Origin of the sequence: Actinoplanes sp. NBRC 101535, from assembly GCF_030269225.1 — a bacterium.
Taxonomy (GTDB): domain Bacteria; phylum Actinomycetota; class Actinomycetes; order Mycobacteriales; family Micromonosporaceae; genus Actinoplanes; species Actinoplanes rectilineatus.
Map to the genome: position 1 here is coordinate 13401 of NZ_BSSY01000018.1, position 12257 is coordinate 25657.

The window sequence follows — 12257 nt, forward strand, 5'->3', positions numbered from 1 at the left end:
TCGGTAAATGGGTCTTGCGCGTTCATGTTATCGATGCCACGGTAACAACGTCCGGCGCGGCCGTGTATTTCTCCTGGCCGCCAGCGGACCGGTTCTCGCTCGCATTCGTGGCATGCGGCCACGGGAAGGACCACATAACCATGAAGAGGACCCTTGCCATGGCGGGCGCCGCGCTGACCGCGCTCGGCCTGCTGGTCGGTTGCTCCGGCTCGGACGACGCGGGCGCGGGCTCCACCACGCTCAGCGTCGCCGCCCTCGAGGGAGGCTACGGGCGTGAGATGTACACGCAGGTCATCGACGCCTACAAGGCCAAGCACCCGGACCTCGACGTCACGCTGCAGATCTCGAAGAGCATCGAGGACGAGATCAGCCCGAACATGAAGGCCGGCAGGTTCCCCGACGTGGTGGTGCTCGGGCAGGGCCGCAAGGCCGCGCTCACCGAGACCCTGATCAAGGACAAGGCCATCGAGGACCTCACCCCGGTCCTGCAGACCACCGTCCCCGGGGAGAGCACGACGGTCGCCGACAAGCTGACCGCCGGGATCGTCGGCAACCTCAACACCGACCCGTACGGCGACGGCAAGACCTTCCTGCTGCCGATGTACTACGCGCCGACCGGGCTGTTCTACAACAAGGGCCTGTTCGAGCAGAACGGCTGGGCGGTGCCGGCGACGTGGGACGAGATGTGGGCGCTCGGCGACACCGCCAAGGCCAAGGGCATCTCGCTCTTCACCTACCCGACCGCGGGCTACCTGGACTCGTACTTCTTCGCGCTGCTCGCCGGCGTGGGCGGCGAGGAGTTCTACACCCAGGTGATGACGTACCAGCAGGACGTGTGGAAGACCCCGCAGGCCCGGCAGGTCCTGGACATCACCACCAAGCTGCTGAGCTACGCCGCCCCGACGACCGTCGGCTACGCCAACGAGCAGGACTTCACCAAGAACCAGCAGAGCATCCTCGACAACAAGGCGCTGTTCATGCCGAACGGCACCTGGATCGTCGGTGAGATGAAGGACGCCCCGCGCGCCGACGGCTTCGCCTGGGGTCTCACCCCGCTGCCCGCCGTCACCGCCGGCAGCAAGCGGTACCTGACCACCTCGGTCGAGTCGGTGTGGATCCCGTCGGGCGCCAAGAACAAGGACGCCGCCAAGGACTTCGTCGCCTACCTCTACTCCGACGAGGCCGCGAAGATCTTCGCCGCGTCCAACGCGATCCAGCCGGTGAAGGGCATTGTCACCAGCGTCCCGGCCGAGAACGCCGACTTCTACGAGCTCTACGAGGACGCCGACGTCTCCGCGCTGGTCGGCGGCTTCGCCAGCACCGCACCGGTCGAGGGCGTCGACATCAAGGGCACCCTCTTCGACACCGCCAACAGCATCATCAGCGGCGACAAGACCGAGGACCAGTGGCAGGCCGCCCTGCAGGACGCCAGCGAGAAGCTGCGCCAGGCCGGCAAGTAGTACCGGACCGGCGGCGGTCCCGGCCCCCCCGGGGACCGCCGCCGGCCCACTTCCCCGCACCCTCCAGCGATCCGAGGACCCGGCACGGTGACGACCCTTTCCCCACCCCCGGCAGCGCCCGCAACGGCGCCGTCCGCGGGGCGTACCCCTGAAAAACGTCCGAAGCGGAAGCCGGGAGACGGCCTCTTCGTCGCGCTCTGCCTGGTCCCGGCCCTGGTGCTGTTCGCACTGTTCATGATCTGGCCGACCGTGAACGTGTTCCGGATGTCGCTCTTCACCTGGAGCGGCTTCTCCCCGGACATGCGATTCGTCGGCCTGGACAACTTCACCAAGCTCTTCGACGACCCGCAGTTCATCCGGGCCTTCCAGAACACGATCGCGCTGCTGGTGGTGGTCACCATCGTGACCATGGGCGCCGGCCTGTTCCTCGCGGCGATCATGACCCGGCAGAACCTGCGCGGCCGCAACGTCTACCGGTTCGTGCTCTACATCCCCAACGTGCTCTCCGTCGTCGTCATCGCGGCCATCTTCTCCGCCCTCTACGACCAGGAGAACGGCCTGATCAACGGCACGCTGCGGGCGATGTCGCTGGACGGTCTTCAGGTGGTCTGGCTCGGCGACCAGAAGGTCGTGCTCTGGTCGGTGGCGATCGCGATGGTCTGGCAGTCGCTGGGCTACTACATGGTCCTCTACATGTCGAGCATGGCGAGCATCCCCGAGGAACTGTACGAGGCGTCCTCTCTCGACGGTGCCTCCGCGTCCCGCCAGTTCTTCGACATCACCATGCCGCTGATCTGGCAGAACCTGCGCACCACCCTGACCTTCTTCGTGATGAGCGCGGTCAACCTGAGCTTCGTGCTGGTCCGCGCCATGACCGGCGGCGGACCGGACGGCTCCAGCGAGGTGCTGCTCAGCTACATGTACAAGCAGGCCTACACCAACTCGTCGTACGGCTACGGCATGGCGATCGGCGTCGTCATCTTCGCGTTCTCGTTCCTGGTGTCGCTGCTGGTCAGCCGCGCGACCCGGCGTGAACCACTCCAGTTCTGAAAGGCGCTGGCATGTCAATCAAACTGGGCCGGGGCCTGACCTACGCCCTGGTCGGCGTGATGGCGCTGCTCATCGCGGTGCCCGTCGCCTGGGTGCTGTTCGCCTCGCTGAAGACCAAGGGCGAGTTCTACGGCAGCCCGTGGGCACTGCCCGAGGGGCTGCACCTGCGGAACTACGTCGACGCGTTCGTCACCGCCCGGATGGGGCGGTACTTCCTCACCTCGGTGGTCGTCACCCTGTTCGGCCTGCTCCTGGTGCTGGCCGTCGCGGTGCCCGCGGCGTACGTCGTCGCCCGCTACGAGTTCCGCGGCAAGGCCGTCGTCGAGACGCTGCTGATGGCCGGGCTGTTCATCAACGTGAACTACATCGTCGTACCGATCTTCCTGATGCTGGTCGACTGGGACCGGGCACTGGTCGGCGTCCTGCCCGACGGGTTCTTCATCGACAACCCGGGCGTGCTGTCGCTGGTCTACGCGGCCACCTCGATCCCGTTCACGATCTACCTGCTGACCGCGTACTTCCGGACGATCCCGAAGGACTACGAGGAGGCGGCGTCGCTGGACGGGGCCTCCCGGTTCCGGGTGATGACGAAGGTGATGCTGCCGATGGCCCGCCCGGCGGTGACCACGGTGATCCTCTTCAACTTCCTCGCGTACTGGAACGACTTCATCATCGCGCTGACCCTGCTGCCGGGTGACGGCAAGACCCTGCAGGTGGGGCTGCTCAACCTGATGACCGCGCAGAAGGCCGCCGCCGACTACGGCCGCCTCTACGCCGGCATGGTCATCGTGATCGTCCCCGTCCTGATCGTCTACGCGCTCATCCAGCGCCGCCTGATCGAGGGCATGGCCGCCGGCGGGGTGAAGGGCTGACATGTCATACCTGATCATCGCGGCACGGACCGTCGTCGTCGCGCTCTGTCTCACCCTGGTGATCGTCTTCCGCGACGAGGTGGGCTGGACCGGCCTCGCCGTCATGCTGGCCGCCCTGACCGGGTTGCTCGCCGTGCTCGCGTCCTACAACCGGAGGTACCGGTGAACAAGCTTCTCCACGTGCGGCCCAGCGCCCGGCAACTCGCCTGGCAGGCCATGGAGTTCTACGGTTTCCTGCACTTCGGCATGAACACCATGACCGGCCGGGAATGGGGGCTGGGCGACGACCCGGTCAGCCGCTTCGACCCGCGGACCGTGGACGCCGACCAGTGGGTCACCGCACTGAAGAGCGCCGGGATGACCGGGGTGATCATCACGGCGAAGCATCACGACGGCTTCTGCCTCTGGCCGACCGCGACGACCGGCTACTCCGTGGCGTCCTCGCCGTTCGGCGCCGACGTCGTCGGGCTCGTCGCCGAGGCGGCCCGCCGGCACGGCCTGCGGTTCGGCGTCTACCTGTCGCCCTGGGACCGCAACCACCCGTCCTACGGCACCGGCAAGGGCTACGACGACGTCTACATCGCCCAGCTCACCGAGCTGCTCACCGGCTACGGGCCGGTCTTCACCGTCTGGCTCGACGGAGCGAACGGCGAGGGACCCAACGGCAAGACCCAGGAGTACGACTGGGAGCGCTACTACGCCCTCGTCCGTGAACTGCAACCGGACGCCGTGATCAGCGTCTGCGGTCCGGACGTGCGGTGGTGCGGCAACGAGGCCGGCGAGACCCGCCCCGACGAGTGGAGTGTGGTCCCGCGCGCGTTGCGCAACGTCGAACGGATCGCCGCGAAGTCGCAGAAGGTGGACGACGGCGAGTTCTCCCGTCTCATCCGCAGCGACGACGTCGACCTCGGCAGCCGGGACGCGATCGCCGGGTGCGAGGACGACCTGGTGTGGTACCCGGCCGAGGTCAACACGTCGATCCGGCCCGGCTGGTTCTACCACCCGGCCGAGGACGGGTCGGTTCGCAGCGCCGAGGACCTCTTCGAGATCTACCTGAAGTCGGTGGGCGGCAACTCGACGTTCCTGCTCAACGTGCCGCCGGCCCCGTCCGGCCGGCTGCACCACACCGACGTGGCGGTACTCGCCGCCCTGGGCGATCTGATCAGTGACCTCCGGGGGCGCGTGATCTCCGGGCATCGCGATGACCTGCTCCTGGACCTCGACGAGGTGCACGTCGTCGAGGCGGTCGTGCTGGGGGAGGACATCAGCCGAGGACAGCGGATCGAGGAGCTGACCGTTCTCGGCCGCCGCGCCGGGGAATGGACAGCCCTCGGCACCGTGCGGTCGGTCGGTTACCAGCGGATCCTGCGGTTCCCACCGGTCGAGGTGGACGCGATCCGGGTGGACGTCGGCGCCACCCGGGGAGAACCACTGCTGATCCGGCTGGAGGCGATCCGGTCATGAAACGCGTCGCCGTGGTCGCCGGTGCGGCGGCGGTCCTCGCCGCGATCACCGGCGGCGTGCTCATGCTCAACCGCCCGTCCGAGGTGGCCTCCCTGGACGGGCACCCGGTCACCCGGGACGAACTGGTCTTCCAGATGGACCGGCTGGAACGCACCACCACCGGCACCGAACCACTGTCCGACCGGGCGCTCGCCACGATCAAACGGGACAAGACGCTGCTGATCCTGGCCCAGGAGCAGGGACTGATCCGGTCCGTCGACCACGCGGACCTGATGGCCGACCTCGAGGACGAGAACGCGGAGCGGGCCGCCGCGGTGAAAGCCGGGCAGGTGGTGCACGGGGTCACCGCGTTCGAGCCGGAGGAGTACTACACACACCGGATCACCGAGCTGACCACGGCCCTGGAGAACAGACTCAGCGCGGCGGCCGGGGATCCACTCGGGGTCACCGACGAGGAGGTACGCGCGGCGTTCGCGGCCGACCGGGACGCGTGGAGTCAGAACGCCAGCGTTTACGCGTACACCATCATGGTCGTGCCGGTGAAGGACCAGGCCGCGGCAGCGAGCCTGACCTCCCGGGTGGCCGCGGCGCCGACGCTGAAGCAGGCCGCCGCTGGGCTGGCCGGGGCGCGGCTGAGCAGCGCGACCTACGACGGGCGCGCGACCACCGGGGTCAACCCGCACGACCAGGAAGTCATGGCGGTGCTCGGCACGCTCGCACCGGGGCAGATCTCCGCCCCGGTCGCCGGCACCGGCCAGCTGACCTTCTACGAGCTCACCGGCCGGCAGGTGGACGAGCAGGCGGCGCTGACCGCCTACGCGAGCCGGATCCGGCAGTCCCTCGTGGAGGAGAAGTTCGAGCGGTTCCTTCAGCGCCGGGTGGACGGGGGCGATCTACGGGTCGACACCGCGGCGGTCGATGCCATCAACGCAGAGGATGGACGCGCATGAGAAGAACGCTGATCGCGCTGCTCGCGGCGATCGTCGCGGTGCCGCTGGTGCCGGGGTCACCGGCGGCTGCTGCTGCTCTCGGCCCCTCGTGGCCGGGCAATACCGCCAATACCGTGGGTAAGGACTACTACCTGGACGCCTCGGGCGGGCGGGACACGGCGGCCGGGACGTCACCGGCTTCCGCGTGGAAGACCCTGGCCAGGGCCAACACCGTCACCTTCGCCCCCGGCGACCGGATTCTGCTCAAGGCCGGGCAGACCTGGCAGAACGAGCAGTTGTGGCCGAAGGGGTCGGGCGCGGCGGGCAAGCCGATCACGATCTCGGCCTACGGTTCGTCGTCCAAGCGACCGTACATCGCGACGAACGGCCGTGTGCCGTCGCCGTTCAAGGCGGACGGCACCAAGAACCCGGACACCGTCGGGCTGACCGGCGCGATCGTCCTGCGCAACCAGCAGTATTTCGCGATCAACAACGTCGAGCTCTCCAACGACGACGACTTCGCCACGAACATCACCACCGGCTCGTACGTCCGTGACGGCATCATGATCTCGATCAACGCCGACCTGTTCCCGGCCGGCGCCGACACGATCATGGACAACTTCCGGATCAACGACGTCTATGTGCACAACCTCGACGGGCCCAGCACCTGGCAGAAGATCCACTACGGGGCGGTCGACTTCCAGGTCTTCGGCGCCAAATCGTTCAAGGAGTACGCCACCGGCGGCTACTACTTCAAGGACGTCCGCGTCGAGAACAACACATTCGTCAATGTGGAACTGCACGCGGTCCAGATGGCCTTCAACTGGTTCGACGCCTCCGGTACCGCGGCCGGGCAGTACGACGAGGCCGGCAAGTTCCACGAGGGCTGGGAACAGCTGTGGGTGCGGACCCGTGACCTGTACTCCCGGGACGTCTACGTCGGGCACAACTATTCCGAGAGCGTCGGGCAGGGCGCCGTCCAGTTGGCCAACCTGCTCCGGGCGACCGTCGAATACAACGAGGTCAACGGGTTCCTCGAACGGTACGACGCGGTGTCCTGCGGACTGTACCTGTGGGCCGGCGCCGACTCGGTGATGCAGTTCAACGAGGTGTACGGCGGGCCCGCCAACGAATACGACGGCACCCCCTGGGACCTGGAGTACACCAACTTCAACGTGACCTACCAGTACAACTACTCACACGACAACGCGGCCGGCTGGATGGCCTACATGGGCAACAGTTCCAACTCGGTGGCCCGGTACAACCTGAGCGTCAACGACAACGGCGTACTGGTGAAGAACATGCTGTCGACGAACTACTCGCCGACGTACTTCGCCAACAACACGTTCGTGTACGACGGCGCGAAGATGGACTATGTGCACGACGAGACGTTCCTGAGCCGCGTCTACTTCCTCAACAACATCTTCTACAACACGTCGGCCACTCCCACGCCGTGGTACCGGCGGACCGGCGCGCTGCGGCAGGCCGTGTTCGCCAACAACGCGGTCCACGAGACCGGCGGCGTGCACTCCACCCAGGAACCGGCCGGTCAACTGGCGGCCGATCCGCGCTTCGTGGGTGACCCCACCGCCCCGGCGATCAAGGGGGTACGCGCGGCGGCCCAACGCTACGCGCTGCGTGACGACTCGCCGCTGATCGACGCGGGACGCTACAACGCGCACCTCGGGACGGCCGACATCCTCGGCACGCAGATCTACTACGGTGCCGCCCCGGACGTCGGCACCGTCGAATCCCGCGCAGGCGTCCTCAACCCGAACCCGGTCGACACCGACCCGATCGAGAACGAGGTCGACAACCGGGTCGACCTGGCCCTCGGCAAACCGGTCACCGCCAGCTCCACCCACCCCGGCGGCGGTGGCACGCTCGGCGCGGTCAACCTGACCGACGGCGATCTCACCACCCGCTGGGCGGCAGCCGACGACGCCACCTACCCGATCACGCTGGACGTCGACTTCGGCTCGGCGGCCACCTTCGACCAGGTCTACCTGGACGAATACACCGACTCCGGCACCAACCCGCGGGTGTCGACGTTCCAGCTGCAGCGCTGGACCGGCACCGCCTGGGAGACCTTCGCGTCGGTGACCGGCGGCATCGGCCACGACAAGACCGTCACCGGCTTCGGCACGGTGACCACGTCCAAGCTGCGGGTCGCGCTGACCGGCCAGCTCCCGACCGAGCAGTACACCCCGACGATGACCGAGATCGCCGTCTACCGCTCCTGACCGCGCGGGGCCGTCCCGATGGGGAACGGCCCCGCCCCTCCAGGCGCAGTGACGCGGCGGCTGTGGGGCAATCACCGATACGGTCAAGCACCTAGCCTCCTAGGATGACGAAGCGGGAGTTGACCGGCTCACTGACGGCCTGGCCTGGGTGAATCGAGTTGACGCTCTGCGACGCCTGCGACTCGCGGGTCGGCTGACAGCGGAAGGCCCCGGGCAGAACACCCGGGGCCAGGACAAACCTTTGTCTACTGTACGGGCGGAAGCGCCCGAACGATCGTCTCGGTGACTGTGGAGGCCGCGCCCTTGGCGGTCACGCGCAGCGACGCGTACCCGGTCCGGGTGACGCCGGCGCGCCAGGTGCCGTCGGCGTGCAGACGGGCCACACTGGTGCGCCAGGTGGCGCCGTCGTCGTAGGAGACCTCGAGCGTCACGGCCTTGGTGCCGACCGGCGCCGTCATGGCGATGCCGGCGCCGGCGGGGCTGATCCGGACGGTGCCGAGGGTGGCCACCGCGGCCGGCTTGGTGAACGTCCAGTCGATCGTGGTGCTGGTCGACGTCGGGAATGCGGCCGGGCGGCTGTCCCGCACGGTGAGGCGGTAGTCGCCGGTGGCCGCGGGGACGCGGAAGTTCGCCGTGCCGGGCAGGTCGGAGGTGGCGACCTGCTTGCCGTCGGCGTACAGGGTGGTGCCGCCGGTCCGGGCGCCGGAGACGAGGGTGCCGGGGTTGCCGGCGCCGTCGCAGGCCATCGCGATGGTCAGGCGCAGGTTGTCGCCGGTCCAGCTGCCGGGGGTGCCGGGGACGCAGGGCGCGATGACGGGGGTGTTGAAGGTGGCGGTGTACGTCTTGCCGGGCTGGTAGCGGCGGGACGGTCCGGTGGTGGTGATGACCTCGTAGGCGCCGTCCTCGCGCCATTCGTACATGCGGTTGGTCCAGCTGATGCCGTCGGCGGTGCTCCAGCGGCGGGTGCCGGCCGAGGTGGTGCTGAGTGCGGCGAGGTCGGCGGGGTATCCGGCGACCTGTACGGACGCGAGCATGTAGTCGGAGCTGTCGGTGGCCTGCCGGTTCATCGCGCCGGTCTCGGTGGCGAGGGTGGCGGCGGTGACGGTCTGGGTGAGGCCGGTCGGGACGGTGCCGGGGAAGGCGCGGGCCACGTTGTAGACGCCGTCGTCGGCGGTGAGGGCGGCGCGGGTGACCGTCACGAGGTCGGTGGCGTTGCCGTCGGGGCCGAGTTGGGCGCTGCGCAGGGCGCCGCCGTACGTGTTGGCGCCGTAGGTGTACCAGCCGTGGGGGCCGTGGACGGCGATGTCGACGGCGCCGGCTTCATGCTGGGCGGTGGTGTCGGGGACGGTGAGGGTGACCGGCTGGGCGGTGCGGGTGTCGACGGTGATGTCGGTGGCGGTGCCGGCCTGCACGTTGGGCTGGGCGACGACGGCGCTGGTCCATTCGCCGTTCTCGGTCTCCCAGAAGTAGGAGGTGATGATCGCGTATCGGCCGCGGGGGACGGTGAGGCTGACGTCGGCGGTCCACGGGTAGTGGGCGAGCGAGTCGTACAGGTAGGGCGTGTCGAGGCCGATGACCTGGGTGTAGTGGTCGTCGGTGGGTTGTCCGTCGTGGCCGAGGACGTGCAGGTCGAGGTCGACGGTCGGGGCTTTGCGGACGACGCCGACGGGGGTGGTGGTGGTCTGGGTGCCGGTGGTGGCGGTGAGTCGCCCGGAGTGGGCGCCGGCGTTGAGGGTGGCGGGTGCGGTGACCGTGGCGGACGCGGTGCCGCCGGCCGGGACGGTCAGGGTGGGGGTGCTGACCGTGAAGGGTGCGGTCACCGTGAGGGTGACGGTCAGCGGCGTGGTGCCGTGGTTGCGGTAGGTGACGGCTTCGGCGCCGGTGTCGTTGGTGAGGTTGAGGGCGGGCGGGTCGGCCAGCAGGGTGGTGGTGAGGGCGCGGGCGACGTCGGCGCGGCCGGCGCCTTGGGCGTAGACGCCGAGGCCGTCGGTGGGCCGGGCGCTGCCCATCAGGGCGGATTTGAGCTGGGCGGGTGTCCAGTCGGGGTGTTTCTGGGCGAGGATGGCGGCGGCGCCGGCGACGTGCGGGGAGGCGAACGAGGTGCCGTATCCGGTTTCGTAGGGGCCTTCGCCGGCGTCGCTGCTCAGGGCGTGGACGATGTCGACGCCGGGGGCGGTGATCTCCGGTTTGATCGATTCGCCGTCGAGGCCGGGGCCGCGGCTGGAGAAGTCGGCGAGGCGGTCCTGGTAGTCGACGGCGCCGACGGTGAGGGCGGAGGGCGCGTCGCCGGGGGAGCCGATGTCGTAGTCGTCGCCGTTGGCGGGGTCGTTGCCGTTGATGCCGTCGTTGCCGGAGGCGACGACGAAGAGGGTGCCGTATTTTCCGGTCATCTCTTCGACGGCGGCTTCGAGGGGGTCGGTGCCGGGGCTGTTGGGGAAGCCGAGGCTCATGTTGACGATCGTGGCGTGCTGGGTGCCGGCGGTCCATTCCATGGCGGCGATGACCGACGATTCGGTGACGTCCCAGTCGCCGATCTTGGCGGAGACCAGGTCGACGCCGGGGGCGACGCCGCGGTAGCGGCCGTCCGAGGCGGCGCCGGTGCCGGCCAGGATGGAGGCGACGGCGGTGCCGTGGCCGACGTTGTCGTGGATGTCGCCGGTGACGGCGGTGCCGGTGCTGAAGTCGGCCTGGGCGGTGACGACCGGGGCGAGGTCGGGGTGGGTTACGTCGACGCCGGAGTCGACGACGCCGACGGTGACGCCCGCGCCGTCGAGGCCCTGTTGCCAGGCGATGGTGGCGCCGATCTGCTGGGCGCCGTCGGCGGCGGTGTATTCGCCCTTGGCGTCGAGCCAGACCTTGCCGGTGGCGGTCCGGTTCCTCCAGAGCTTGGCGAGGTCTTTTTTGGGGGTACGCACGGCGGTGGCGCCCAGGCTGCGGAGTTTGCGGCGGCCGTCGCCGGTGGCGGTGATGGTCCCGCTGGTGATCAGGGGGAGTTCGGTGCGCTGGTCGTCGTATCCGGCTTCGATGAGTCCGGTGATGTCGAAGAGCCGGGGGTCGAGTCTGTCGGCGCGCAGCAGGGGCAGCGCGTCGGCGGGGACGACCCGGGTGCGGCCGCCGCTGGTGCTGGTGGCCATCGGGATGCCGTCGCGGCCGGGTCCGGGGTGGACGCTGACGGCGTCGCCGCTGAGTACGACGCGGTCGCCGGTGATCAGGGTGACGGTGGTGCCGGTCTCGCCGTCGGGGGTGCCGGTGGTGGCGGTGGCGGGGGAGCCGGCCGTCAATCCGCTGAGGACCAGCGCGGCTGAGAGCGCCAGTCCTGTCGATTTCCTTCGCATTGCTCGCCTTCCGCATGAAGTCGTTACATGCGGATAGACGAAAGAAGATCAGCTTTCGTGCACTGTGGAAGGCAGGGAAGGTCTGAGGCGGCTGCCGGCGCTGTCCATGTGCCTGCTCATGGCGGCTGCGGCGGCTTCCGGGTCGCGGGCGCGGAGTCCGTCGAGGATGGCGCGGTGCTCGGCGATGGTGATCTTGGCGTGGTCGCCGTCGTTGAGGGCGCGTTCGACCCAGACCCGGATGAGGGACCGGACGCTCTGCAGGATGCCCTGGAGTAGTTCGTTGCCGGCGATGACGGCGAGTTCCTGGTGGAAGAGCATGTCCGCGGTGACGAAGTGGTGGAAGTCGCCGAGGCTGTCCTCCATCGTCTCGAGGTGTTCGGTGAGGCGGGCGAGGGAGGCGTCGGTGGCCTGGGCGGCGGCGAGGCGGGCGGCCTGGGTCTCGAGGCCGTGGCGGACCTCGATGAGCTCGCGGGTCTTGTCGGCGTGCAGCAGGATGCCCCAGCTCAGTGTCTGGGGGAGCAGTTCGGAGGTGCTGCCGCGCAGGTAGGTGCCGGAGCCGGGGCGGACCTCGACGATGCCGAGGATCTCCAGGGCGGCGAGGGCTTCGCGGACGGCGGAGCGGCCGACGCCCATCAGGTTGGCGAGCTGACGCTCGGCGGGGAGCCGGTCGCCGCTCGCGACGGCGCCGCTGCGCATGTAGTCGAGCAGGCGCCGGGTCACCTCGGCCATCGCGGTGGGGCTTTTGATCGTGCCGCCGAGGGCGGCGCTCAGCTCGGCGTCTGAGGCCGAAGGGGTCGCCATGCCGCACAGCATAGCAACCGGTTAACCAAAAAATTGGTCAACCGGTTGACAGGTGCCGTGCGGATCATGACGATGGCGTTACCGCTTCGTTCCACCAGGAGTC

Annotated in this window: 9 protein-coding genes; 7 read left to right on the forward strand and 2 right to left on the reverse strand. The window is 68.9% G+C overall.

Annotation, left to right across the window (positions count from 1 at the left end):
• The first annotated feature begins 140 nt into the window (after nucleotides 1-140).
• The 7 genes from QSK32_RS35680 (at nucleotide 141) to QSK32_RS35710 (ending at nucleotide 8018) form a co-directional block, all read left to right on the forward strand.
• Nucleotides 141-1460, forward strand: a complete 1320-nt coding sequence (locus QSK32_RS35680) for a carbohydrate ABC transporter substrate-binding protein (RefSeq protein WP_285474401.1) — start codon at nucleotides 141-143, stop codon at nucleotides 1458-1460.
• 87 nt (nucleotides 1461-1547) lie between these two features.
• On the forward strand, nucleotides 1548-2510 hold the full coding sequence (locus QSK32_RS35685) for a carbohydrate ABC transporter permease (RefSeq protein WP_285474402.1): 963 nt from the start codon (nucleotides 1548-1550) through the stop codon (nucleotides 2508-2510).
• 11 nt (nucleotides 2511-2521) lie between these two features.
• Nucleotides 2522-3382, forward strand: a complete 861-nt coding sequence (locus tag QSK32_RS35690) for a carbohydrate ABC transporter permease (protein WP_045745288.1) — start codon at nucleotides 2522-2524, stop codon at nucleotides 3380-3382.
• A 1-nt stretch (nucleotide 3383) separates the two neighbouring features.
• Complete coding sequence (locus QSK32_RS35695; protein ID WP_157411280.1) at nucleotides 3384-3548, forward strand: DUF6903 family protein; 165 nt, start codon at nucleotides 3384-3386, stop codon at nucleotides 3546-3548.
• Nucleotides 3545-4846, forward strand: coding sequence for an alpha-L-fucosidase (locus tag QSK32_RS35700; RefSeq protein WP_045745287.1), 1302 nt, complete (start codon nucleotides 3545-3547; stop codon nucleotides 4844-4846). The genes QSK32_RS35695 and QSK32_RS35700 overlap by 4 nt, the downstream gene beginning before the upstream one ends.
• Complete coding sequence (locus QSK32_RS35705; protein WP_045745286.1) at nucleotides 4843-5796, forward strand: peptidyl-prolyl cis-trans isomerase; 954 nt, start codon at nucleotides 4843-4845, stop codon at nucleotides 5794-5796. The genes QSK32_RS35700 and QSK32_RS35705 overlap by 4 nt, the downstream gene beginning before the upstream one ends.
• Nucleotides 5793-8018 carry a discoidin domain-containing protein gene (locus QSK32_RS35710; protein WP_285474403.1) on the forward strand — a complete coding sequence of 742 codons (2226 nt, stop codon included), beginning with the start codon at nucleotides 5793-5795 and terminating at the stop codon, nucleotides 8016-8018. The genes QSK32_RS35705 and QSK32_RS35710 overlap by 4 nt, the downstream gene beginning before the upstream one ends.
• Before the next feature lie 245 nt (nucleotides 8019-8263).
• On the opposite strand, the gene QSK32_RS35715 is transcribed toward QSK32_RS35710, so the two are convergent.
• Both QSK32_RS35715 and QSK32_RS35720 read right to left on the reverse strand, forming a co-directional pair.
• A complete protein-coding gene (locus QSK32_RS35715; RefSeq protein ID WP_285474404.1) occupies nucleotides 8264-11353 on the reverse strand; it encodes a S8 family serine peptidase in 3090 nt (1029 codons plus the stop codon).
• 48 nt (nucleotides 11354-11401) lie between these two features.
• A complete protein-coding gene (locus QSK32_RS35720) occupies nucleotides 11402-12154 on the reverse strand; it encodes a FadR/GntR family transcriptional regulator (protein WP_285474405.1) in 753 nt (250 codons plus the stop codon).
• Nucleotides 12155-12257 lie beyond the last annotated feature (103 nt).